The sequence below is a fragment of the Lysinibacillus telephonicus genome, from assembly GCF_003966145.1.
In the GTDB taxonomy this organism is placed as follows: domain Bacteria; phylum Bacillota; class Bacilli; order Bacillales_A; family Planococcaceae; genus Ureibacillus; species Ureibacillus telephonicus.
Genome location: NZ_RXNR01000053.1, coordinates 1 through 25,106, shown reverse-complemented (window position 1 = coordinate 25,106; position 25,106 = coordinate 1). Strand labels below are relative to the sequence as shown.

The 25,106-nt window shown below is 35.8% G+C and carries 19 protein-coding genes; 11 read left to right on the top strand and 8 right to left on the bottom strand.

Going from position 1 to position 25,106, the window contains the following annotated elements:
* Positions 1-151: 151 nt before the first annotated feature.
* Genes EKG35_RS15440 through EKG35_RS15430 form a run of 3 tightly spaced genes read right to left on the bottom strand, consistent with a single transcriptional unit; the run spans position 152 to position 2,616 of the window.
* Positions 152-1,312 (bottom strand): acetoin utilization protein AcuC, encoded by a 1,161-nt coding sequence (locus EKG35_RS15440; RefSeq protein ID WP_126295431.1) that lies wholly within the window; start codon positions 1,310-1,312, stop codon positions 152-154.
* Positions 1,309-1,956, bottom strand: coding sequence for a CBS and ACT domain-containing protein (locus tag EKG35_RS15435; RefSeq protein ID WP_126295430.1), 648 nt, complete (start codon positions 1,954-1,956; stop codon positions 1,309-1,311). The genes EKG35_RS15440 and EKG35_RS15435 overlap by 4 nt, the downstream gene beginning before the upstream one ends.
* Before the next feature lie 27 nt (positions 1,957-1,983).
* Positions 1,984-2,616, bottom strand: a complete 633-nt coding sequence (locus EKG35_RS15430) for a GNAT family N-acetyltransferase (RefSeq protein WP_126295429.1) — start codon at positions 2,614-2,616, stop codon at positions 1,984-1,986.
* Positions 2,617-2,908: 292 nt separating this feature from the next.
* Here EKG35_RS15430 and acsA point away from each other — a divergent pair, with 292 nt between their 5' ends.
* The 5 genes from acsA to EKG35_RS15405 all read left to right on the top strand — a co-directional run bounded on the left by acsA (position 2,909) and on the right by EKG35_RS15405 (position 9,275).
* Entirely contained in the window at positions 2,909-4,636 is a 1,728-nt protein-coding gene (acsA, locus tag EKG35_RS15425) for an acetate--CoA ligase (protein ID WP_410798942.1), read from the top strand.
* A 393-nt stretch (positions 4,637-5,029) separates the two neighbouring features.
* Positions 5,030-6,064 (top strand): N-acetyl-gamma-glutamyl-phosphate reductase, encoded by a 1,035-nt coding sequence (argC, locus tag EKG35_RS15420; RefSeq protein ID WP_185807784.1) that lies wholly within the window; start codon positions 5,030-5,032, stop codon positions 6,062-6,064.
* An 11-nt stretch (positions 6,065-6,075) separates the two neighbouring features.
* On the top strand, positions 6,076-7,302 hold the full coding sequence (gene argJ, locus EKG35_RS15415; protein ID WP_126295427.1) for a bifunctional glutamate N-acetyltransferase/amino-acid acetyltransferase ArgJ: 1,227 nt from the start codon (positions 6,076-6,078) through the stop codon (positions 7,300-7,302).
* A complete protein-coding gene (gene argB / locus EKG35_RS15410; protein ID WP_126295426.1) occupies positions 7,265-8,032 on the top strand; it encodes an acetylglutamate kinase in 768 nt (255 codons plus the stop codon). The genes argJ and argB overlap by 38 nt, the downstream gene beginning before the upstream one ends.
* A gap of 112 nt (positions 8,033-8,144) precedes the next feature.
* Complete coding sequence (locus EKG35_RS15405; RefSeq protein ID WP_126295433.1) at positions 8,145-9,275, top strand: acetylornithine transaminase; 1,131 nt, start codon at positions 8,145-8,147, stop codon at positions 9,273-9,275.
* Between the two features lie 40 nt (positions 9,276-9,315).
* Here the strand turns inward: EKG35_RS15405 and EKG35_RS15400 are convergent, their stop codons facing one another.
* Positions 9,316-12,216 (bottom strand): transglycosylase domain-containing protein, encoded by a 2,901-nt coding sequence (locus EKG35_RS15400; RefSeq protein WP_126295432.1) that lies wholly within the window; start codon positions 12,214-12,216, stop codon positions 9,316-9,318.
* Positions 12,217-12,797: 581 nt separating this feature from the next.
* Between EKG35_RS15400 and tyrS the strand changes: the two genes are divergently transcribed.
* Positions 12,798-14,066, top strand: coding sequence for a tyrosine--tRNA ligase (tyrS, locus tag EKG35_RS15395; RefSeq protein ID WP_126295425.1), 1,269 nt, complete (start codon positions 12,798-12,800; stop codon positions 14,064-14,066).
* Positions 14,067-14,166: 100 nt separating this feature from the next.
* On the opposite strand, the gene EKG35_RS15390 is transcribed toward tyrS, so the two are convergent.
* Positions 14,167-14,937, bottom strand: a complete 771-nt coding sequence (locus EKG35_RS15390; RefSeq protein WP_126295424.1) for an SDR family NAD(P)-dependent oxidoreductase — start codon at positions 14,935-14,937, stop codon at positions 14,167-14,169.
* Between the two features lie 31 nt (positions 14,938-14,968).
* Entirely contained in the window at positions 14,969-16,012 is a 1,044-nt protein-coding gene (locus EKG35_RS15385) for a 2,3-butanediol dehydrogenase (protein WP_126295423.1), read from the bottom strand.
* Positions 16,013-16,122: 110 nt separating this feature from the next.
* Here EKG35_RS15385 and EKG35_RS15380 point away from each other — a divergent pair, with 110 nt between their 5' ends.
* Complete coding sequence (locus EKG35_RS15380; protein ID WP_126295422.1) at positions 16,123-17,037, top strand: LysR family transcriptional regulator; 915 nt, start codon at positions 16,123-16,125, stop codon at positions 17,035-17,037.
* 158 nt (positions 17,038-17,195) lie between these two features.
* Here EKG35_RS15380 and EKG35_RS15375 read toward each other — a convergent pair whose 3' ends face one another.
* Positions 17,196-17,810 (bottom strand): GntR family transcriptional regulator, encoded by a 615-nt coding sequence (locus tag EKG35_RS15375; protein ID WP_126295421.1) that lies wholly within the window; start codon positions 17,808-17,810, stop codon positions 17,196-17,198.
* 309 nt (positions 17,811-18,119) lie between these two features.
* Between EKG35_RS15375 and garR the strand changes: the two genes are divergently transcribed.
* The 4 genes from garR to EKG35_RS15355 are packed head-to-tail and all read left to right on the top strand — an operon-like array spanning position 18,120 to position 22,679.
* The gene (gene garR / locus EKG35_RS15370; RefSeq protein WP_126295420.1) at positions 18,120-19,010 is read left to right on the top strand and encodes a 2-hydroxy-3-oxopropionate reductase; all 891 of its coding nucleotides are present in this window, start codon (positions 18,120-18,122) and stop codon (positions 19,008-19,010) included.
* Between the two features lie 5 nt (positions 19,011-19,015).
* Positions 19,016-20,449, top strand: a complete 1,434-nt coding sequence (locus EKG35_RS15365; RefSeq protein WP_126295419.1) for a four-carbon acid sugar kinase family protein — start codon at positions 19,016-19,018, stop codon at positions 20,447-20,449.
* Positions 20,450-20,464: 15 nt separating this feature from the next.
* Positions 20,465-21,307, top strand: coding sequence for a class II fructose-bisphosphate aldolase (locus EKG35_RS15360; protein ID WP_126295418.1), 843 nt, complete (start codon positions 20,465-20,467; stop codon positions 21,305-21,307).
* A gap of 52 nt (positions 21,308-21,359) precedes the next feature.
* Positions 21,360-22,679, top strand: a complete 1,320-nt coding sequence (locus tag EKG35_RS15355; protein WP_126295417.1) for a gluconate:H+ symporter — start codon at positions 21,360-21,362, stop codon at positions 22,677-22,679.
* Positions 22,680-22,755: 76 nt separating this feature from the next.
* Here EKG35_RS15355 and EKG35_RS15350 read toward each other — a convergent pair whose 3' ends face one another.
* Positions 22,756-24,768, bottom strand: a complete 2,013-nt coding sequence (locus tag EKG35_RS15350; protein ID WP_126295416.1) for a methyl-accepting chemotaxis protein — start codon at positions 24,766-24,768, stop codon at positions 22,756-22,758.
* Between the last annotated feature and the right edge of the window lie 338 nt (positions 24,769-25,106).

The following is a 25,106-nucleotide window of genomic DNA, read 5'->3' as shown; positions in this document are numbered from 1 at the left end:
CGCGGAAAGCGTCCGCCGAAACGGAAATCAACTAACTTATTCAAAAAGGGTTATTAATTTTATTTTAAAAGAAAAAAGACTGTAGGCAAACTCGAATTTTCGAGTTTGTCTACAGTCTGAGATGCCGTTCTATTTCAGAACGGCATCTTTTCTATTTCTTTTCATTACGAATAATATGTAAAGCTTTTGTTAACATCTGTGCATTTTTCTCTTCAATCTCTGCTTTGCGTGGAATCGGTTCATATAACGGATTTGGATCCTCCCATGTTGGGATTAATGGAACTGGCGACTCAGTTTGCCATTTATTAAGCCACTTTTTAGGTAGGGGTCCAGTCGGCAATGGGAGATCATTCATTTCAGTCCAAATAAATGACCAAGCCCGAGGAACAACACGCCAAATATCATAGCCCCCACCACCAACTGCAATCCATTTTCCATCACAATACTCATGAGCAAGCTTATGAGCAAGTTTAGGTATTTCTTGATAGATTTTCATCGTTCCATATAAATGTGTCAGCGGATCAAAATAATGTGCGTCAGCTCCGTTTTGTGTAAAAACAACATCCGGTTTGAAATATTCAAACACTTCACGCAATGCTTGTTCATAAATCATTAAAAAACTTTCATCCTCTGTAAAAGCATCGATAGGGAAATTAAATGATGTACCATAACCTTGTCCGTTTCCTCGTTCTGTTACATTTCCTGTACCGGGGAATAAATAACGGCCCGTTTCATGAATAGACAGGGTACAAACATTCGGATCATCGTAGAAAGTCCATTGCACACCATCTCCATGATGAGCATCCGTATCTACATATAAAACACGAGCATTGTATTTTTCCTGCATATACCGGATGGCAACACTGCTATCATTATAAATACAAAACCCAGAAGCGCGACCATGGAAACCGTGGTGAAGCCCCCCTCCTAAATTTAGAGCGTGTCGGCTTTTTCCCTGCATTACATAATCAACTGCTTGCAATGTGCCTCCAACTAATAGTGCACTTGCTTCATGCATATTAGTGAATATTGGTGTATCTTCTGTTCCAATTCCGTAATTCTCGCATTGTTGAGGAGTAAGGAGTCCATGGCCTGCTTTTTTTACAATATCAATATATTTCATATCATGGGCAAGAGCAATTTCTTCATCTGTTGCAATACGTGCTGGGACGATATCATGATCTGATAAAGCATTTATATTTTTTAGTAGATCAATTGTTAATAGTAGTCTTTTATGATTGAATGGGTGTGATTCTGAAAATTTATATCCGAGCTGTTCGGGTGAATAGATAAATACGGCATTTTTTTTCATTGCTGAACACCCGGTAAGTGCGGCCAAAGTACTTCAAAGCCTTCATTACGCAAGTCATTAATAATGGACAGCGGATTTAAAATTTGTGCTCGGATACTTATTATTCTACTATTTTCTTTATCAGAATCTGGATAAACTAATACACTTAAAACATTAACTTTATGCTGTTTAAATGTTGTGAAAATATTCGACATAGCACCAGGCTTGTCTGTAGCACGAATATCAATCTTTGAAGAGGGCTTATGGGCGCCTGTAAGCTCAATATACGTATAAAGCAAATCGGTTGTTGTTACAATGCCAACCAGTTGTCCTCCAGAAACGATTGGCAAACAGCTTATTTTTGATTCATAAAAAGTAAGTGCAACCTCTTCGATAAAATCTAGTGGATGTCCAACAATAGGATCTTTAACCATGATTTCCTCTAAAGGTGTTTGATAATCGGGTAAAGTTGAATTTTCATTTAAATTTGAAGGTAGGACATTTTTGATATCGTGTTCGGTAATGAGTCCAACAACTTTATTTTTTTCATCGACGATTGGCAGATGGCGAATTTTTTTTTCCCGCATTATTTGAACTGCATCTTTTATTGTATTTGAAGGTAAAAGAGAGTAAATGTCCCTATTCATAATTTCTTCTACAATCATATTCTTTACTCCTTTACTGTTGGATTGTTAATACATAAATCGATTTCTAAATCGAAGTCGATCAAATCTCTCCAATGTATCGTTTTGAACTCGTTTTCCTACACGAGCCATTAAACAGTTTGCGGGATGTGAAGTAATTTCTGGATCATCTGTTGCATAGTAGGTGAAACCGACAACTTCCATCAGTCGCTCCATCATTTTCCGGTACTCCCATACATTTAGTCCAGTTCCTTTTAAGTCCCAATGCCAGTAATATTCAGTTGTAATGACTAAATAGTCTTCCATTTCATCTCCCATAAAGGAAACCTGAAGCAATTTTTTCCCAACTCCACAGCCACGGTAAGATGGGATTACCTCAATTGCACCGAGTTCGATCATATTGTCAATTTTATCTTCCGACCATCTTTCTAGTGGGTCAGGATATAAATAGGTAACATAGCCAACGACGATATGTTGATTTCTTATAATGATAATACGTCCTTCTTCAAGTTTCGCAATTTCTATCAATGCTTTATGCTGCTGCACAGGTGGCCTAAATGCTACTAAATCATCATGAAAAATATAATTTTCTAATTGTTCGGGAGGTACTGGACCTTCAATAATTACTTTGCCATGCCTCGTCTCCATTTCTTCACTATAAAAAGTTTTAATATGTTTCATTTTAATACTCTCCAACGAATTTAATAATTCCATTATATGATAAAATATGCGTAAAATCGCTCTTTTCTTCGAAAAATTCAATAATTGTTAAAAGATTAAAAATATTTAACTCAAAATGTTTTTGATATTGTAAAATAAGTGTATCTTTTAACTATTAGCCTATTTTGTGTGTATTGGGGGCTAATAGTTTTGCCTCACATAATCAGGGGATATTCTAGCAAATTTTTGATATTTGCTTAAATTTAGCGTTATGTGCAAAGAGGCGTATTTGATTTAGAAAGGGGTAATTTTTATGGGGATGAAAATTACAGAGAGATTAGCTGTTGTTAATGGGGAACATCATTTAAAGGATTATGATGAAACAGTAGCGTCGTTTGATTGGAAAGAAACAGAGAAGACATTCAGCTGGCATTCAACGGGGAAATTGAATGCTGCCTATGAAGCAATCGATCGACATGCTGAAACTTACCGGAAAAATAAAGTAGCGCTTTATTTTGATGATGGTATTCGAAAAGAAACGTATTCTTTTAATGAAATGAAGCATCTAACAAACAAAGCTGCGAATGTATTTAAACAGTATTCCAGTTTAGTAAAAGGTGATCGATTATTTATTTTTATGCCGCGTTCACCTGAATTATATTTTTCTTTGTTAGGTGCAATTAAAATGGGCGTTATTGTAGGTCCATTATTCGAGGCCTTTATGGAGGGCGCGGTATATGATCGGCTTTTGGATAGTGAAGCGAAAGCGATTGTTACTGTACCAAGTTTATTAAATCGAATTCCGATTGATAAGCTGCCACATTTAGAGACTATCTTCATAGTAGGAGATAATGTTGAAGAGAATGATAAATTTGTTGATTTCAATAGTAAATTAAAAGAAGCCTCGCGTAAATTTGATATTGAGTGGGTTGATAGAGAAGATGGCATGCTGCTGCATTATACATCAGGCTCTACAGGCGCTCCTAAAGGAGTTTTGCATGTTCACAATGCAATGCTCCAACAATATCAAACTGCTAGATGGGTGCTGGATTTAAATGATGAAGATATATATTGGTGTACTGCAGATCCGGGTTGGATAACAGGAACTGCGTATGGGGTGTTTGGACCATGGTTAAATGGAGCAACGAACCTTATAGTGGGCGGTCGTTTTAGTCCACAAGCATGGTATGGAGCAATTGAGAATTACGGTGTAACGGTATGGTATAGTGCACCTACCGCATTCCGTATGCTTATGGGTGCAGGATCTAGTATTTTACAACAATATGATTTGTCATCACTTAGACATGTATTATCGGTTGGGGAACCGTTGAATCCAGAAGTTATCCGTTGGGGAATGGATGAACTTGGACATCGTATTCATGATACGTGGTGGATGACAGAGACTGGCGCTCATATGATTTGCAACTATCCTTCAATGGATATTAAACCAGGCTCAATGGGGAAACCAATCCCGGGTGTTTATGCAACGATTGTTGATGACGAAGGAAATGAAGTGCCTCCGTTTACAATGGGTAATTTAGCGATTCGTAAAGGTTGGCCATCAATGATGCGACAAATTTGGGGGAACCCAGGACGTTACGAATCATACTTCCTAAAAGGGGAGTGGTATGTTTCAGGAGATTCAGCTTACATGGATGATGATGGTTATTTTTGGTTCCAAGGACGTGTCGATGATGTCATTATGACTTCAGGTGAACGAGTTGGTCCATTTGAAGTAGAGAGTAAGCTTCTAGAGCATCCGGACGTAGTAGAAGCAGGTGTGATTGGAAAACCGGATCCGGTTCGCGGGGAAATTATTAAGGCCTTTATCGCTTTGCGTGAAGGTGTAGCACCAAGTGAAGAGCTTGCAGAACAAATTCGTAATTTCGTTAAGACAGGTTTATCTGCACATGCTGCTCCTCGAGAAATCGAGTTTAAAGATAAACTCCCAAAAACAAGAAGCGGCAAAATTATGCGTCGTGTATTAAAAGCGTGGGAACTAAATCTCCCAACTGGTGATTTATCAACAATGGAAGATTAAGGTGATTTGATACCGTTTAATTCTAGATTAATAAAACTCTTTATATAAAATTAATATTTATACAAGGATCTGCTCATTTTAATTAATAAGAAATGAGCAGATTTTTTATTTTTATCTATAACTTGTTGATTGGAGTTGAAAGCGGCGAGTGCATCTATTCGTGTTGACGTGCTTGCCTCGTCAAAAAATGCTTCTATTTCTATGTTTTTGAAGGAAATGCATTAGGAATAGAAATCTACCATTTGAAAGCATAGGTAATAAATTTATTCATTTTTCCATTTCAAAAAGCTTCTTACTTTTATAATTAGAAAATTAAAATATATATAAAAATACAGTTGACTAAATAATTATGCAGAATTATACTAACTGTATCTTGTTTCAGAGGTGAGCGAAGTGAAAGTTGGAATTATAGGAGCAACTGGTTATGGGGGATTAGAATTAATACGTTTTTTACACAATCATTCAGAGGTTGAAAGTATTGAATTATTTACATCATCGGATGCAGGGGCAATCTTCTCATCAAAATTCGGACATTTAGTTGCAATTCAAGATCAACCATTGCAGGAAATTGAAATTGACAAACTATCCAAATTTGATGTTGTTTTCACAAGTACTCCGTCCGGGGTTACAAGTTCATTATTGCCTCCGTTAGTTGGGGTTGGACCTAAATTAATAGATTTATCAGGTGATTATCGACTAAAAGATATTAGGTCATATGAAAAATGGTACAAAAAAACTGCTGCACCAGAACACATTGTAAGTGAAAGTGTCTACGGTTTAACAGAATGGAATGCACAACGTATTAAAGAGTCGAATTTGATTGCTAATCCTGGTTGCTACCCAACAGCGGTTTTACTTTCGATATTACCTTTGATAAAAGACCGGCTAATTGATTCACAAAATTTAATCATTGATGCTAAAAGCGGCGTTTCTGGCGCCGGCAATAAACCATCACAACTAACACATTTTAGTGAGATGAATGAGAACTTTTCAATTTATAAAATTAATGAGCATCAACATATTCCTGAAATTGAACAGGCAATTGAAATGTTTGCTGATGTACAAACAACGATTTCTTTCAACACACATTTAGTCCCAATGACACGTGGTATTTTGGCAACTACTTATGCACCTATATTATCAGGCGTTACCAACAAACAACTGAATGATTGTTTAATAGAATCCTATAAAAATCATCCATTTGTTCGAGTTGTTCAAGATGTGTCTTCACTTGGAACAAATCGTGTCAAAGGCTCTAATTACTGTGATATTTTCGTTAAATTAGATGACAGAACAAATAGGGCAACTATTGTAGGCGTAATAGACAATTTAGTAAAAGGGGCAGCAGGGCAAGCAATCCAAAATATGAACGTACAATTTAACTTACCTGAAACGCTTGGTCTGGATGTAATTCCGTTATTTATTTAAGGGGGAGAAAAATGTCAAATTCAGTATATGAAGTAAGAAAACTATCAAGTAAAAATATTGTGTCACCAAAGGGATATTCTGCAGCAGGAATTCACTGTGGCATTAAGCACAAGAAAAAGGATTTAGCAATATTAATGAGTGAAGTACCAGCAAGCGTAGCAGGAGTATTCACAACGAATGCCGTGCAAGCTGCACCTTTAAAAGTAACAAAAGAAGTCGTATACAATGTAGGGAAAATGCAAGCCTTAATTGTAAATTCCGGTAATGCAAATGCTTGTACAGGAAAACAGGGTGTTCTAGATGCCTATGAGATGCAAAAGTTAGCTGCTGATAAATTCGGAATTGAACCTTCTTTAGTAGGTGTAGCTTCTACAGGAGTTATTGGTGAAATTATGAAAATGGAACCAATCCGCACGGGGGTACAAAAATTAGAATTAGGAAGCACATTAGAGCACGGGATTGATTTTGCTCAAGCAATTTTAACAACAGATACGGTAATGAAAAATACGACATATAGCACGATAATTGATGGCCAAGAAGTCGTGATTTCTGGAACAGCAAAAGGTTCTGGAATGATTGAACCAAACATGGCAACAATGCTTGGATTTATTACAACAGATGCCAACATTGATTCAGCTGAATTACAAAAGGCATTATCTGAGATCACAGATTGTACATTTAATTCAATTACTGTAGATGGTGATACATCTACAAATGATTGTGTCATAGTTATGGCAAATGGTTTAGCTGGAAATAATCCACTTACTCCGAGCCATCCTGACTGGAGCAATTTTTACAGTACTTTACAAACAGTTGCTGAAGATCTTGCAAAAGCAATTGCGAGAGATGGAGAAGGTGCAACAAAATTAATTGAGGTTGAAGTAGATGGAGCAATTTCAGATGAAGAGGCACGAAAAATTGCTAAGACTGTTGTAGGATCTCCATTAGTAAAAACTGCTGTATTTGGCAATGATGCCAACTGGGGGCGAATTATTGCTGCTGTTGGATATAGTGGGGCAAAGATTGACCCTGATAAGATTTCGATTAAGATCGGTCCTGCATTAATGGTTGAGAACGGAGAGCCTGTTCCATTTTCCGAAGATGAATTAATTACTATCTTAAAGGCAAATGAAGTGAAAATATTCGTGTCGTTGGGTCAGGGTGAAGGGCATGGTTTTGCATGGGGGTGTGATTTAACTTATGACTACGTTCAAATCAACGCATCCTACCGCTCGTAAAAAAATTGTCATTAAATTAGGTGGAAGTACTTTAGAAGGCTTAACTAAAGCCTTCTATTCTAATTTTAAAGATTTGCAGCAAAAAGGCTTTGATATCATCATTACACATGGCGGCGGACCAGCCATTAATAAAGAGCTTGAAAAACAGCATATATCATCAACTGTCTTAAATGGCATAAGAGTTACTAGCGAAGAAGCAATTGAAGTAGTTAAGACTACTTTAATTGGCAAAGTTAATCCGGGACTAGTAAGTGAACTAAATCAAGCAGGAATAAAAGCAATTGGACTAAATGGTTTTGACGGACTTTTACTAGAAAGTGAGTTTTTAGATTTAAATACTTATGGCTTTGTAGGGAAAGTAAAAAACGTAAATACTCAATTAATTGAAACATTATGTGATAACGGAATTGTTCCAGTTATTGCGTGTGTTGGTGCAACAACTGATGGGCAAGCGTTAAATATTAATGGAGATACAGTTGCGAGTGAAGTAGCTTTAGCATTAAATGCAGCTAGTTTATTACTTGTAACGGATGTTTCAGGTATTCGTATAGAAGGGGAATACCAAAAAGAAGCTACACCGAGTTTAATTGATCAATGGATACAAGAAGGCTATATTTATGGCGGTATGATTCCAAAGGTGCAAGGTGCACTTCAAGTAATGAACTCAGGGCTCTCTTCCGTTCAAATTGTAGATGAACGTTTAATAGGAACGGCTATTTTATCTGAATAAGATTTGTACGCTGAAACATCTCTGCTGATGAACTTACTTACAGTGGAGTAATGAGTTTAAGACGGTTGATTAGTCGTAAAAGAAGATAATGATATGTAAAGGAGCAAGTCAAATGGGTGCACTTTTTAATAACTACTCAAGAAGATCAATTAGTATTGTAGAAGGAAATGGAACCGTAGTAAAAGATAGTGATGGAAAACGTTATCTAGATTTTACTAGCGGTATTGCTGTTTGCTGCTTAGGTCATGCGCATCCTGCATTAGTGAAAGCTATAAAGGAACAAAGCGAAAAAATTTGGCATACTAGTAATCTATTCGATAGTCCCGGCCAAGTTAGTCTAGCAGAAAGCTTAGTAAAAGATAATCATTTTTCACATGCTTTTTTCTGCAACAGTGGTGCAGAGGCAAATGAAGCAGCCATTAAGTTGGCGCGCAAACATACAGGGAAACATCATATTATCACTTTCGAACAGTCATTCCATGGTCGTACGTTTGGTGCGATGTCAGCTACCGGCCAAGAAAAAATTCAAAAGGGATTTGGACCACTAGTTGAGAAGTTTACAGTTTTACCTTTTAATGATGTGGAAGCTTTAAAAGGTGCAGTAGATGATTCTGTTGCTGCCATCATGCTTGAAATTGTTCAAGGGGAAGGTGGAGTAAACGCTGTTACAGATGACTTTGCAAATGCTATTAAAGAAATCTGTGAAACTAGTAATATTTTATTAATAGTAGATGAGGTTCAAACAGGTATTGGGCGTACAGGTACTCGTTTTGCGTTTGAACAAACTACATTAAAGCCTGATATCGTATCTATGGCAAAGGGATTAGGTGGAGGTTTCCCAATTGCAGGTATTTTAGGAACTGCAGAATTGTATGACACATTCGGTCCAGGCACACATGGTACAACATTCGGTGGAAATCCATTAGGTGTGGCAGTTGCACAAACAGTAATCGATATTGTTTTCCAGCAATCTTTTTTAGATGAAGTTAAGGAAAAATCTGCGTACTTAGTGCAGAAATTACAGGAGGGATTACCACCAGAGCTTTTTACTGTTCGAGGAAAAGGGTTAATGCTAGGTATTGATTGTGGCAAAGAGGTGGGATCGCTCGTAGCAAAAGCAGAAGAAGCAGGATTATTACTGGTGGCAGCAGGTCCAAATGTGCTGCGCCTACTTCCTCCGCTAACTGTTAGCAAAGCAGAAATTGATGAAGCAGTGAAGATATTGAAAACTTTTTTACTTTAATTAAAGGAAAGAGCAGTCTCACATCGTGAGACTGCTCTTTTTAAATATCTTGATTTCCGTCAGTAGATGGGGGGTGCTGTTGGTTATTTTCATTATTGCTGTTGCCATTACCATTACCATTGCCGTTTCCGTTATTTTGACCATTCTCGTTTCCGTTAGAGCCGTTTTGATTTTGATTTTCTTCATTGGTAGAATCATTGTTATTATTATTGTTATTGTTGTCATTTCCACTATTGACTGGTATTTCAGTATCAGGTGGCGGTGAAGCAGTAGTTGATACTGTATTGGAATGCGCAGATTCCTTACCAGTAATATCGACAGCAACAACAACATATGTTCCGCCCTGCTGAATTGTTATTCTACGGCCTTCACCGTCTCTTAATGTGGCAAAGTGTTTTCGGCTGCCATCAGCAACGTTATAAACCCGATATCCAATTACATCATTAGAACTAGATTTTGACCAGACTAAAGTATTTCCTTGTAAAGATGCACTTACTGCGGCTGGTGCATTATTATCTGCATTAAACCTTGCAGATGAGACGACTTTGCCGCTTCTTGAAGGCAATAATTTAGAAGGGTCTCCCCCCAATCTTCCTAGCATTCTTTTTGCAAATTCTGAGTTTAAACCAACTCCACCTGCGCTAATAAACTCACTAGGGGTAGAGTCAAGTGCCCGATATGCTCTTCCATCAATCATTACAGCGGATGATGAAATGAAAATATCTTCAGAACCAGATGGTAAAAATACATTTCGATTAAATAAATCTGATCGAACAAACCCAGCATTTGAACATGATGTGGAAGGAGCGAGGCCTGAGATTCCGCAAAATGATGCATATACGACATTTTCTGGCTTTTCAAATGTTTCGTTTGTTTTTACAACTTCAGGATTTACATCATATAAACTATTCATTAAATTTGCCCAAAGCATATTTACACGTGCACTTGGCTGGTAGTACGTATTATTAAATTGAGATAGTGATCTAGGTTGATCATATCCCATCCAAACTCCTAATGTAACGTTTGGATTATAGCCTACTAACCAAACATCTTTGAAATCCTGTGTTGTCCCGGTTTTAGCTGCAAAGTCTGCTGAGAATTTCAACATACTATTGGCTCTTGTTGCAGTTCCATAGTCTAAAACATCTCTTAACATATCCGTAACCATATACGCAGTTTCTTCAGAAAATACTTGCACAGGTTCAGCTTTATGCTCATAAATTACATTACCATCTAAATCTACTATTTTTTCTATCATATAGGCATCTATAAATTGCCCACCATTTGCAAAAGTGGTAAAAGCATTTGTATTTTCTTCGACAGTTGTTCCATTCGTTAAACCGCCAATACTAGTAGCAAGATTGACATAATCGCCTTCTGTTAATTTTGTAAAGCCCATTTTTTCTAAAAATGTTGCAGGTCGTCTCTCTAAAATAGAATCGTAAAGTCTTAATGCTGGCAAGTTTTGTGAGTATGCTAATGCTTCACGAGCAGGAATAATTCCTCTTTCTTCATTTTCGTTGTAGTTTGAAGGGCTATATCCATCAAAGCTTCGAGTAAACTTAACATCTACAACAGGACTTCCGGCACCGATAATGCCGTACTCAATAGCAGGTGCATATGCTAATAATGGCTTCATAGTTGAACCATTTGGGCGATATGCTTGGGTAGCATGGTTAATCTGCTCAATGTTGAAATCTCTTCCGCCTACAAAGCTTAAAATTTTACCTGTTTTATTTTCGATTACGATGCTGCCGAGCTGAACAGGCATTTGGATTTCTATTTCTTCATTTGTTTCTGGATCGATCTCAGTTTTTGTAAATGTTTGCCCGTAATATTTGAAATTTTTTGCTGCTTCTTGCATTGAGTCGTACATTTCCTTATCGATTGTTGAATAAATTCGATAACCGCCAGATCGAACGTTGCGATCAGCTAAAATCATATATTTTTCTTTTAAATTTTCTTCTTCTGCTAAACGTTCAGGGTCGATTCCATCTTTTTCCGCTAAAATTTCCGCCATTATTTCTTTAGCTCTGTTTTCCAGCTCATAAGTAAGCCATGGATAATTATCTGCTGCTTGTGTTTCTGGCTCACGGAAATCCTTTGTAATATCATAGTTTATTGCTTGCTCATATTGTGTTTCTGTTATGTAACCTACTTCAAGCATACGACTTAGTACTACTTTCATTCGATCGATTCCTGGCTTCAGCCCCTCGGCATCCTTTAATTCACCAGTATTCGTAAAAGGTGTATGTGCATATGGAGCTTGAGGAATTCCAGCTATATAAGCGGCTTGTGGTAAATTTAAATCCAAGGCAGAGACACCAAATATTCCTTGTGCAGCAGTTTCAACACCCGCAATATTTTTTCCAGATGCATTACGGCCGTATGGGATAATGTTTAAATATGCTTCTAGTATCTCTTCCTTTGACATAAAATTCTCTAATCGCAAGGCAAGTAATATTTCTCGAGCCTTTCTTTCATAGGAAATTTCATTAGTCAAAATTTGGTTTTTAATTAATTGCTGTGTTAAGGTCGAGCCACCAGTTTGAGTAGAGGAGTTAGTAATATCTTGAAGAAGTCCTCTTAGAACAGCTTTTGGAACAATTCCATTATGTTCACGGAAATATTCATCTTCCGTGGCTAGTACAGCGTTTACTAGCATGGGGGAAACTTTGCCTATAGACGTTTCACGGCGTTCTAAATCAGTGCGAAGCTTTCCGATGTATATATTATTAGCAAAATATATTTCACTTGTTTCTTCATAACTATAAATCTGTTCTCTCATTTCTTCCTTTGTAAGAAGAGGATCATCCTTGACCAGTGATGCAAAATAACCTGCACCAATTGCCCCAACAAATACAAAACCTGTAAGGATAAAAATTAAAAAAATAAGCGTCAAATTCCATATGACACTACCAGTAATTCGTATTTTACTCATTTTTCTTGAAGAGGCTAAGTTTTCTATTTTATCATTAAGTTGTTTAGTTCGCTCTTTTAGTTTATCAATCCAAACTTTCACTAAGTACACCCCCTAAAATCTCGTTTATTATAGCATATTTCCATATTGTAAGAATATAGTTATTGACAATGAAATTAGAATGGGTAGAATTATCAGTATAGTTTTTCAAGTGAGGATAAGTTTGAAGTAGTGTTTTCATTCACTGTATTAGAGAGCTAGCGTTTGGTGAAAGCTAGACATAATGTAAACATGAATTACGTTCTTGGAGCTTGAACGTCCCCGTCGCGATAGACGTTTAATGAGTGGAAGTATGTCTAGTAGGCTACTTCAAGCTAGGTGGTACCGCGTTAATTTGTTATTAACGTCCTTGCATGCAATATTGCGTGTAGGGACGTTTTTTATTTTTTAGCCGAAATGGGGGAAAAGAGGGACTTTAATTAAGAAAAACTTTGCAGGAAAGTCCCACTAGATCAGCTGTCACGCAATTTCGGACTAGATTTTAATTTAAATGTATGAAACCTAATTTATTAAACCTAATATGAAATGTAGGAGGAATTACTATGACAAACGAATTACTTAAAGATTTACAATGGCGTGGATTATTGTATCAACAAACCGACGCTGAAGGTATGGAAAAGCTTTTAAATGAAGAAAAAGTATCCTTATATGTTGGGGTGGATCCTACGGCTGATTCAATGCATATTGGTCATATTGTTCCATTACTAACATTACGCAGATTCCAACAAGCAGGGCATCGTCCTATTCTTTTAGTTGGTGGGGCAACAGGAATGATTGGGGACCCATCTGGCAGATCGACTGAACGTAATTTATTAACTGCTGAACAAATTGATAAAAACGTAGCAGGCTTAAAAAAGCAAATGGAGCGTATTTTTGACTTTGGTGAGGAACAAAATAGTGCCCAATTAGTAAATAATTACGACTGGATTAGCAAATTAAATGTAATAGAATTTTTGCGCGACTACGGAAAATTAATTAATATTAATTATTTATTAGCAAAAGATACGATTGCTTCTCGACTTGAAACAGGAATCTCATTTACAGAATTTACTTATACAATTATTCAAGGTATCGATTTCAATCATTTATATGATAACTATAACGTAAAAATTCAAGTGGGTGGCTCTGACCAATGGGGAAATATCACAACTGGTTTAGAGGTTATTCGCAAAACTCATGATGAGGATGCAAAAGCTTTTGGAATTACGATTCCACTAGTTACAAAAGCGGATGGAACGAAATTTGGCAAAACTGCTGGTGGCGCTGTATGGCTTGATGCAGAAAAAACATCGCCATATGAGTTTTACCAATTCTGGATTAATTCAGCGGATGCTGATGTAATTAAATACTTAAAGATATTTACTTTCTTAAGCCGTGAAGAAATTGAAGCGCTAGAAGTATCTGTTCAGGAAGAACCGCATTTACGAAAAGCTCAAAAAGCATTAGCGGAGGAAATGACTCGTTTAATTCACGGGGAGGAAGCATTAGAAACTGCTCAACGAATCACTGCGGCTTTATTCTCTGGCGACTTAAAAACACTATCTGCTGCTGAGATGAAAAATGCATTTAAAGATGTTCCTTCAACTGAATTACCTAAAGAAGATAAAAATATTGTAGATTTATTAGTAGAAGCAAATATTTCATCTTCAAAACGCCAAGCTCGTGAAGATGTAACAAATGGTGCGATTTCAATTAATGGAGAAAAAGTAAATGACTTAGAGTACACGGTTGATGGAAAAGACCGCTTAGAAGATGAATTCGCCATCATTCGTAGAGGGAAAAAGAAATACCATATGGTGAAATTTATTTAATAAAAAGTAGTGAATATCAATATACTGCTCTAAATGTCTGAAAGGTCGTCTTATCATTATTAGACGACCTTTCGTTTTAAACAATAGTTAAAGAGGAAACTTACATAAATTTACTCAAGTCTGGGTATCCGCTGACAGCCCATGCGCCATCTACGATTAAACTTGCACCATTTACGTATGAGGCATCATCACTTACTAAAAATAATGCAGGCCCTGCCATTTCATCTGCTTCCCCAGCACGTCTCATTGGAATCCGTTCCATATAAGCTTCATTAATTGCTTCTACATTTGTTAAACTACTTGTTAATGGCGTTGCAACCAATCCAGGAAGAATAGCATTCACTCGAATATTATGCTGTGCTAATTCTAAAGCTGCATTTTTTGTTAACATTTCAACACCAGCTTTTGCAGATGAATATGCCGCACCATAAAACATTGGTACATGTGCATTCAAAGAAGCTACATTTACAATTGAACCGCCACCGTGTTCCTTCATATATTTTGCCTCATGCTTTACCGAAAAAAAGACACCTTTTAAACATAAGTCCACTGTAAAATCCCAGTCTTCTTCGCTTTGCTCTACTATTGCACCCGCTCTGGAAGCACCAGCGACGTTGAATGCATAATCCAGTCTTCCAAAAGTTTGAACAGTTTTATTCACTAACTGTTCAATATCCGATTCTTTTGTTACATTGGTTACACAACCAATCAAATTTCCTTTATTAGCTTTTTCAAGTTCCTTTAGCTTTTCATTGTTTAAATCAGCAACCGCTACTTTTACATCCTCTTTTAACAAACGTTGAACAATTGCAAAGCCTATTCCAGAAGCTCCACCAGTTACGATTGCTACTTTCCCTGATAAATCTGCCATTTTATTTTCTCCCCTTCATTACATGTATTTCTTAATCACTTATAGGTCTTACTAAAATTTTTGCTTGTTTTTTATCGTTAATTAACTGATTAAATCCTTCTTCAACAATATCATCCAGCTCGATTTTCTTTGTAATGACCTGTTTAACATCTAATCTTCCAGTTCCAATCATTTCAATGACTTCTGGAAAAACATGTCGATAAGCCAGTGTAGAAGTTATATCAGCTGCTTTAAACATTAGCTGCCCCATATCAATGGCGATAGGTTTCGCAAATACTGCGATAGCCATCACTTGTCCACCTTGTTTTACTGAGGCAACTGCTGATGTCATCGTAGGCTGTGCACCTGCACACTCATACGCCACACTAACCCCACCATTTGTTAATTGTTGAATCGTTTCAACAATATCATCACGCATTCCATTTATAATAGTCGTTGCTCCTAATTCTTTTGCCTTTTCTAGTCGTTCTTCAGATAAATCAATTACAATGATTTGTGTTGCGCCTGCTGCTTTTACAGATAATAAAGTCAGCAATCCAATCGGTCCTGCACCAAAGATTGCGACAGAGTCCCCCGGTTTTAGCTTGCTTTCTCTTACTGCATAGAAGGAAACCGCAGTTGGTTCTACTAATGCGCCTTCTTCAAACGAGACATGATCTGGCAGTACATGTACCATCTTTTCATCCACAATCACATATTCAGCAAACCCACCATCTCGGTTTAAACCAACAAACCCTACCTTACTACATTGGTTATAGTAGCCTCTTTTACATGCATAACATTCACCGCAGTAGATTAAAGGCTCAATTGCAACTCTTTCACCAACTACATGACCCGTTACATCTTTTGCCACTTCTACAATTGTGCCGGAAAATTCATGTCCAAGAGTAAGTGGTGGTTTTTGTCCGCTGATTGGATGCGCTTCCAAAGATAAACCATGTGAATAAGCATGAAGATCGCTACCACAAATTCCTGCCCACTCGACCTTTAACTTTACTTGGCCTGGTAAAACTTCTGGCTCTTGTACCTGTTCTACACGAACGTCTTTAATGTTATGCCAAACTGCTGCTTTCATTTATATAACCCCCTATTTAAACTATTTTAAGTTTAGTATACTATTTTGAATAATTTCGAGAAAGTTAATATAATTGATGATGTATTAAGTATTACTTAAGGGATGATGAGATGAATATTGAACAATTAATGTATATTGTTGAAGTAGCAAATACTAAATCGTTGGCTAAAGCGGCAAAAACATTGAATATTAGTCAGTCTGCAATAAGTCAAGCAATTTCAAAATTGGAGTCTGAATTAAATTTAAAAATATTTGATCGGAGTAAAACAGGAGTTTTCGCTACAAAGGAAGGTGAAAAAATTATTGAAAAAGCTCAATTTGCCTTGCACGGAATTTACCAAATTAAAGAGGAAGCTTTCAATCAAATAAATAAGACGAACGATTTACTTAGAATTTCTACTATACCAGGATTAATAGGACCAATAATAGACACTTATCTATCATTTAAAAATAGTAAGTCGAACTTAAAGATTGAAGTGAATGAAAAAGCAAGTATGGAAATAGTTGAAGATATAAAAAAAGGGAAGGTTGACATTGGATTTATAGCAATTAATAAAGAGAAAATTGACTATATTAGTGATCTCCATTTTACACCAATAATGAAGGGGAAACTTTTAGTATTTGCATCTACAGAATCTCCATTAGCTGATAACAAAACTGTCATTAATACTGATTTATTAAAACAGCAAATCTTTGTTTTATATAAAGATGAATTTGTACAAGAATTTATCCATCATTTCCAAAGATTATTTGGTCCAATCGATATTTTCTTTACAACCACAAACTTAGAGGTAATTAATAAAGCAGTAACAGAGCTTGGTGCTGTGACGTTAGGACACGATATATCTGCTTTATTTAATAATAGCTTTCCTTCTAACAAGATGATTGCTTTAGACATTGTCGATTTTATTGACACATCATTTCGATTTGGTTGGATTAAAAAGAATGACTATAAATTATCCCATGATGCAAATCTTTATATAAACGAGGTTAATAAATATTTGCTAGAACATCGAAACATGTAACTGCAGCATTTCATTTGTTTTCGAAGAAAAAGCTATTGAGTCATTGTTCGCCTCATAATATAGTTAAATGTTTATAAAATAAAAAAAGAGTGTAACTAAGTGAAAATCAACTTAGTCTACACTCTGAGTAGATAATATCAAGCTATTTTGTACTTTCTTTATACTTTTAACAAGTTCAAACTGAACTCTAAATCCTTTTTTAAATGTTCGACCATTAAATTTTCAGCTAAATCTTCATCGTGTGACGCGATAGCGTTGAGTATCTCTGCATGCTCGTCAATTAAATTCGGCCTTTTATGGTAAACGACAGTTTTTCTCATTAAATAAATAATCGATTGCATTTTATCAATTGTATCAATCATGAGAGGATTGTGAGTTTCTTTAACGATAATTTGATGGAACTGATGATTAGCTTGCATAACCTCTTCTTGCGTACCAGTATGTCCAATTTCTACACACTCTCTAAGGGAGTTTAAGCCTTCTTCTGAAATATATCTTGCACAATAACGTGAAGAGAAACCTTCTAATAATATGCGTACTTGAAATATGTGTCTTATATCTGTTGATGTGGGGCTAAAAATTCGTTTATTTTTTATTAACCCTTCTTGTTCAAGCTTTGCTATGGCAGAGCGAACAGGGGTACGACTGATGCCCATTACTTCAGCCAATTTTTCCTCTGTTAACTTCATATTTGGCTCAAACTTTCCATTTAAAATTTGATCCCGTAAATATTCATACGCGTATGTATACGCATGTGTATCCTTTTTTTTCACAAACAATCTTCCCCTAAACAAACGATTTATTTTTTAAGTATATAGGATAACTCTTACTTTTTTAAAGGTAAAACTAAATTTGAACTTGCTTATTAAAAAACTTATTAGTATTGTGTACAAAAAATAGAAAAAAGTATACAGATTAAAATATATTTGTGTACAATTAATATAAAATAGTATACAAATTTTAAATAATTGTATACAATTTTAAACAACGAATGAAAGCGCTTTTTTTAATGAAAATAATCTTTTAAACAAATTATTAATACAAAGCGCTTATTTAGCACTCAAATAAAGGAGAGAATGAAATTGACTAAAGCAGTTGGATTTGTAGGTTTGGGTATCATGGGGAAACCGATGTCAAAAAATCTAATTAAAGCAGGTTTTAATGTTTCAGTTTTTGATATTAATCAAGATGCTGTGAATTCTCTAGTTGAAGATGGGGCAAAAGCAAAGACGGTAAAAGAGATGGGAGAAACTTGTGATGTAGTAATTACAATGTTACCAGCATCTCCACATGTTAAATCGACCGTCCTAGGAGAGAATGGTCTACTATCAACAGCAAAAAAAGGATTAATCATAATTGATATGAGTTCCATCTCGCCAGTGGATTCAATTGAAATAGCGAAGGAATGTGAAAAGAAAGGTGTTCATATGATTGATGCACCTGTTAGTGGTGGGGAACCAAAAGCTATTGATGGTACGCTATCTATTATGGCTGGAGGTAAAGAAGATGTTTTTGAATCAGTTCTAGATGTTTTGCAAGCAGTTGGGAAAGATATCGTATTAGTTGGTAATCATGGCAGCGGTGTAACTGCAAAATTAGCTAACCAAATAATCGTTAATTTAAATATTGCTGCCATGTCAGAAGCACTAGTATTAGCTGCAAAAGCAGGAATTGATATTGATAAAATGTATCAAGCCATACGTGGTGGACTTGCTGGTAGTGCAGTATTAGACGCAAAAGTTCCATTAATATTAGATCGTAACTTTAAACCTGGTGGAACAATTGCTATTAACATGAAGGACATTACAAATGTTATGCAAACTGCTCATAATTTAGATGTTCCACTCCCATTATCAAGCCACTTGTTAGAAATATTCCATGCATTAAAGGCAGATGGAAAAGTAATGGATGACCATGGTGGAATTGTTCAATACTATGAAAAATTAGCAAATGTTGAAGTAAAGCGAGTGTAATACAAATGACGAATTTAAGTACTAAAGAAGCTTTTTCGCAATTATTACCACTACCTGAAAACAGTGTAGTAAATAATATGTTGGAAGAAGAATTAAAACTTTTAAATAAGAAAATTGTTGTACTTGATGATGATCCAACTGGTGTTCAAACTGTGCATGGCGTATCAGTATATACAGATTGGACTGCAGACAGTATTGAAGCAGGTTTTCATGAAGATAGTGCAATGTTCTTTATTTTAACGAATTCACGTGGCTTTACAGAAAAAGAAACGGAAAAAGCACATAAAGAAATTGCAACGATTGTAACTGAAACAGCAAAAAAAATGGGCAAAGATTTTATTCTCATTAGCCGTGGGGATTCCACATTGCGCGGTCACTATCCCCTTGAAACGGAAGTTTTAAAGGATACGGTTGAAACTTTATCAAATACGAAATTTGATGGAGAAGTTATTATTCCATTCTTCCAAGAGGGCGGTCGTTTCACAATCAATAATGTCCACTACGTTCAATATGATGACAAACTAGTTCCAGCGGGAGAAACGGAGTTTGCAAAGGATCGTACTTTTGGTTATAAATCATCTAACATAGCTGAATGGGCAGAAGAAAAGTCTAATGGTCGATATAAAGCACAAAATGCTACATATTTATCATTGGAAGATATTCGTTCTTTAAATATCGATAAGATTGTTCAACAATTAATGGCAGTTGAAAACTTTAATAAAGTAGTTGTGAATGCTGTTGATTATTTAGATGTAAAAGTATTTGTAATTGCCTTAGCTCGTGCGATGCGTGCAGGCAAAACTTTCTTATTTAGAAGTGCAGCAGCATTAACGAAAATTATTGGTGGGGTAAGTGATCGTCCGCTTTTAACTAGAGAAGAGCTTGTAAAAGATCAATCACAAAATGGTGGTTTAATTATGATTGGCTCCCATGTAAAGAAAACAACGGAGCAATTTGAAGAGTTGAAAAAATGCGACTTCATTCATTTTATTGAATTCAACGTACATTTAGTTTTAAACGAGGAAGCTTTTAAAAATGAAGAAGATCGTATAGTAAACGAAACAAATGAATTAATCGCAAAAGGACAAACAGTAGCGGTATACACTAGACGAGAACGTTTGGATTTGGGTGAAAATAAAAAAGAGGAAGAATTAATGCTTTCTGTTAAAATATCTAATTCTGTAACAAATATTGTAAAGCGGCTTGAGGTTCGACCAAGCTATATCATCGCAAAAGGCGGTATTACATCTAGTGATATTGGAACAAAAGGTCTTGGTGTTAAGCGTGCAACTGTTGCTGGACAAGTGAAACCGGGTATTCCTGTTTGGTATACAGGTGATGATTCTAAATTCCCTGGCTTACCTTATGTCATTTTCCCAGGTAATGTAGGTACTAAAACAACGCTTAAAGAAGTAGCTGAATTACTACAGGGTAAGTAGGGAGGTTAATACGATATGCTTGTAAATACGAAGGATATGCTTTTAAAAGCTAAAGAAGAGCAATATGCAGTAGCTGCATTTAACGTATACAACTTAGAAACGATTCAAGCAGCTATTCGAGTAGCAGAGGAACAACAACATCCCGTGATAATCGCTCTTGGTGAAAGATATTTTGGAACAGTGGATGTAGAAGGATTTGCGAGTCTGGTTCATACTTTAGCAGCAAAAGCTTCTGTACCAGTCGCATTGCATCTTGATCATGCCTATGAAAAGGAATCGATTATTCGCGCAATTCGTGCTGGATTCACTTCTGTCATGTATGATGGTTCAAAATTTAATTTAGAAGAAAACACCCGTTTAACAAAAGAGATTACAGAAATCGCCCATATGGCAGGAGTAAGTGTTGAAGCGGAAATCGGTTCTGTAGCACTTGGAGCTTTTTCAGATGAAGAAGAGGGAGCAGGAACATTAACAGATCCGAATGAAGCGAAATTATTTGTGCAAGAAACAGGTGTAGATTTTTTAGCAGCAGCTATTGGAACCGTTCATGGAATGTATAAAGGAGAGCCTAATATTCGATTAGATTTACTTGATGAAATTCGAAATAAAGTGGATGTCCCCCTCGTATTGCATGGGGCGTCTGGTACTCCTGATGAAATTATAAAAGAAGCGGTAGCAAGAGGGATATGTAAAATTAATGTTAATACAGAGGTTTCCCTTGCAGCTACTCGTCATCTTGGTGAAATGTTTAAAAATGAAGAACGCAAAAACTCACATTTATCAACAATTATGGCAGATATGCAACAGGCAATGGAGCCAGTTATGACTAAGTTTGTCCGTTTACTAATGAATAAATAAAAAAAGCCGTGGCAACACGGCTTATACATTAATTATAAGAAAGAGGATTATTATGCCAATAGTTTCAATTATTATAGGAGTTATTCTTCTATTAATACTTATGATGGTATTAAAGCTAAACGCTTTCATTTCTCTGATTATTGCGTCTTTAATTGTAGGTATTCTAGAAGGTATGTCGCCAGCTGAAGCGATGACATCCGTTCAAAATGGGTTAGGATCGTCGCTAGGTAGTCTGACAATGGTTATTATTTTTGGAGCAGTATTAGGTAAATTAATGACTGACTCTGGTGGTGCACAACGAATTGCAACAACTATGCTGAATGCCTTCGGACATAAACGTGTCCAATTAGCATCTGTTATTACAGCTGGGGTAGTTGGGATTGCGTTATTCTTTGAAACAGGTGTAGTTGTTCTAATTCCTTTAGTATTTACAATTGCAGCTGCAGCAGGAGTACCAATTCTTTACATAGGGATTCCAGTAATTACAGCTTTAATTACAATGCATGGATTTGTTCCGCCACATCCTGGTCCAACAGCTATTGCTGAAGTGTTTGGTGCAAGTATTGGCCAAACATTAATTTGGGGAGTTCTCATTGCAATCCCTGCTATTATAGTTGCGGGTCCATTATTCACGAAAATGTTTAAAAAAGAAGATTTAGAAGTTGAAATTCCGAAAGGATTATTTAATCCAAAAACTTTTGAAGAACATGAAATGCCTAGTTTTACAACTAGTATAATTACGGCAATCTTGCCTGTTATTTTAATTGCTATTAAATCTATTGTGGAGTTGGCAGCCCCTGAATCTGCTATTCGTCCATTTACAGATTTCGTAGGTACTGCAAGTACAGCATTATTAATTTCAGTTATAATTGCTATGTTTACATTTGGTTTAAACCGCGGTAAAAGTATGAAGGAGGTTATGAACTCCTTTGCAGAGGCTACTGCAGGTATCGCGTTAATATTACTAATTATCGCTGGTGGTGGAGCCTTTAAACAAGTATTGATTGATAGCGGTATCGATCAATATATTGCAGGATTAATGGAAGATACAACTCTTTCACCGATTATTTTAGTATGGGTGATTGGTGCGGTGCTTCGTGTAGCACTAGGTTCTGCAACAGTTGCAGGAATGACTGCAGCAGGGATTGCAGCACCAATTGTAGCGGTTACGGGTGCTAGCCCAGAGTTAATGACATTAGCTGCTGGTGCAGGTAGTGTTGGTTTTTCTCACGTAAATGATGCAGGTTTTTGGATTGTAAAAGAGTACTTTAACATGTCAATGGGCAAAACATTTAAAACTTGGACAGTTTTAACGTCGATTATCTCTGTTATCGGATTAATCGGAGTTCTAATTTTAGATATGTTTATTTAAAAAATACGATGATTGCATGTGCAATCATCGTATTTTTCTTTATATTACTTGAGCTAGTTTCTTAGTTAGACAAATATTATATTTTAAATTTATTAATAAGATTTCTAAGTTCCTCTGATAGATTAGCTAGTGATTTAGCTGAAGAACTAATTTCCTCCATCGATGCTAGTTGTTCTTCGGTAGACGCCGCTACTTCTTCTGAACTTGCAGCATTTTCCTGTGCTAATTCTGTAATGTTTTTCGCCTTCGAAACTACTCCCTCAACATTTGTATAGATTTGTTCCATTGTTTCCGTTATTTCTTCTATTTGAGGAGTAATATTACGAGAGTTCTCAATTATTTTAATAAATCGCTCAGATGTCTTTTCAGTTACTGTTACACCCTTATTAGCATTCTCAAGTACTTCACCCATCATTTTCACAGAAACTTCAGTATCTTTTTGAATACTAGTAATAATTTCTCCAATAAGTTGTGTAGATGACTGTGATTGTTCAGCTAATTTTCTAACCTCGTCTGCTACAACTGCAAATCCTTTACCGTGTTCACCAGCCCTTGCTGCTTCTATAGCAGCATTTAGCGCCAGTAAATTAGTTTGGTCAGCTATTCCGCTTATAACATCAAGAATCTCGCCAATTTCTTTAGAGCGGGTTGATAACGATTGGATTACTCCATTAGATTTACCAACAGATTCGTGGATATATTTCATTTGATTAAGATTTGCTTCAACAGCTTGTCTACCAACTTCGGCTTCTTTAGATGACTCTCTAGCTAGTTCAGTTACTTTCTTTGACTTTTCGGATATACCTGATATGCCATCAAGTACTTTTTCAAGAGATTTCTCGTTTTCTTCAAGATGTTCTGTAGATTTTTCTACTCCACTAGCAATTTCCTGGATGGCTGATGAAACTTGTTCAGTTGCATAGGATGTTTGTGAAGAACTTGCCGTTAATTGTTCTGAAGATGAAGCCAAGTGTTCAATAGTTTGCTTTAAAGTTTTAATAATTCCACTTAAAGTATTAACCATACCATTAAAACTATTGCCAAGTTTACCTATTTCATCATCATGTGTAACGATAATCTTTTCAGTAAAATCACCGTCAGCTATTTTATTTGAAGAACTAATTAAAGAATGGATTGGTCTTGAAATAGAACGAATTACAAATATAATCAATATACTGCCGACAATAATACTTGCGATAATAACGATTAAAGTATTAATTAAAATTGGCATGGCTGCTTTATCTATTTCATTGGAATACATAGTTCCAGCCAATTTCCAGCCAGTTAATGCGTTAGTTGTAAAGAACATTTCTTTTTGGTCTTTGCCTTCATGTAAATAGCTGAAAGTTCCAGAGTCTGTTTTGTATAGGTTATTATTTTGTTCATTATCTGGCGCTTCTGTCCCAATTTCTTTTTCAGGGTGATAAACAAATTTACGTTCTGCATCTAATATGTATACATAACCAGCATCACCAATTTTAATTTCTCCTGTTATTTTTTTAATTTCTTCTAAACTTACGTTAACAGCTACTACACCTTGTCCATCTTTTGTAGTTTTAGCTACAGTAACTACTAAATTTCCTGTAGCCTTTGATGTATAAGGAGCTGATACAATAGCTTGACCTTTATTTTCCATAGCCTGTTTATACCAAGCTCTTGTTCTTGGATCATAGTCTGGCGGATTTTTTAATGATGCCGGCGAATTAATATAGACCCCTTTTTCTGTAGCAATATAGGCCAATTCTAGTTCAGTATGTACATCTTTATATGTATTTAATTGGTTAGAAATATCATCACTAACACCAATATTGGAATTTCCTTGTACAGCAATAGTAGTAGAATCTAATGTTTCAGCGAGCAATTCTACATCTTTAATTTTAGGCTCCATAAATTTATTAATGATATTATTTAGAGAGTCAACGGAACTAGTAGCTGACTCCAATATGTCATTTCGAACTACATCCTTTGAAAACTTAAATGCAAATCCTCCTACAATTATGGCGGGAGCAATTAGTACCAATAAAAAAGCTGCCCATAATTTTGTTTTTATTGTTACCTTAAAGTTAGTATTTTTCTTTCTTTTTTTCACGATCTAATTTTGCCTCCAATAATATTTTTACATAATAATAGCATAAATGTACTATATTTGTATTGTGATTTTTTACCCATATAACTTAACTGATTTTTATTTAAGTGTGACAAACTGCATCTAAGTATCTGTTTTATAAAGGTGAAAATTTATTTAGATAGTCAAAATTTTCCGTTTTTATGAATTGGCAAAATTATTTCATTTTATTACATCACATCACTAGTGTTGCATTAATTTAAATTCACTATTAAAAATACTCAAAATGTTCAATATTATTATTTTATGCAAAGAAAAAGTCCTTTATAATGGATTAGTCAGGTGGTAACCCGTCCAAATCC

Bases quoted from the DNA above. Each gene is read 5' to 3' on its own strand.
- EKG35_RS15440 (WP_126295431.1), bottom strand. From the start codon at position 1,312: ATGAAAAAAAATGCCGTATTTATCTATTCACCCGAACAGCTCGGATAT.
- EKG35_RS15435 (WP_126295430.1), bottom strand. From the start codon at position 1,956: ATGATTGTAGAAGAAATTATGAATAGGGACATTTACTCTCTTTTACCT.
- EKG35_RS15430 (WP_126295429.1), bottom strand. From the start codon at position 2,616: ATGAAACATATTAAAACTTTTTATAGTGAAGAAATGGAGACGAGGCAT.
- acsA (WP_410798942.1), top strand. From the start codon at position 2,909: ATGGGGATGAAAATTACAGAGAGATTAGCTGTTGTTAATGGGGAACAT.
- argJ (WP_126295427.1), top strand. From the start codon at position 6,076: ATGTCAAATTCAGTATATGAAGTAAGAAAACTATCAAGTAAAAATATT.
- argB (WP_126295426.1), top strand. From the start codon at position 7,265: ATGACTACGTTCAAATCAACGCATCCTACCGCTCGTAAAAAAATTGTC.
- EKG35_RS15405 (WP_126295433.1), top strand. From the start codon at position 8,145: ATGGGTGCACTTTTTAATAACTACTCAAGAAGATCAATTAGTATTGTA.
- EKG35_RS15400 (WP_126295432.1), bottom strand. From the start codon at position 12,216: ATGAGTAAAATACGAATTACTGGTAGTGTCATATGGAATTTGACGCTT.
- tyrS (WP_126295425.1), top strand. From the start codon at position 12,798: ATGACAAACGAATTACTTAAAGATTTACAATGGCGTGGATTATTGTAT.
- EKG35_RS15390 (WP_126295424.1), bottom strand. From the start codon at position 14,937: ATGGCAGATTTATCAGGGAAAGTAGCAATCGTAACTGGTGGAGCTTCT.
- EKG35_RS15385 (WP_126295423.1), bottom strand. From the start codon at position 16,012: ATGAAAGCAGCAGTTTGGCATAACATTAAAGACGTTCGTGTAGAACAG.
- EKG35_RS15380 (WP_126295422.1), top strand. From the start codon at position 16,123: ATGAATATTGAACAATTAATGTATATTGTTGAAGTAGCAAATACTAAA.
- EKG35_RS15365 (WP_126295419.1), top strand. From the start codon at position 19,016: ATGACGAATTTAAGTACTAAAGAAGCTTTTTCGCAATTATTACCACTA.
- EKG35_RS15360 (WP_126295418.1), top strand. From the start codon at position 20,465: ATGCTTGTAAATACGAAGGATATGCTTTTAAAAGCTAAAGAAGAGCAA.
- EKG35_RS15355 (WP_126295417.1), top strand. From the start codon at position 21,360: ATGCCAATAGTTTCAATTATTATAGGAGTTATTCTTCTATTAATACTT.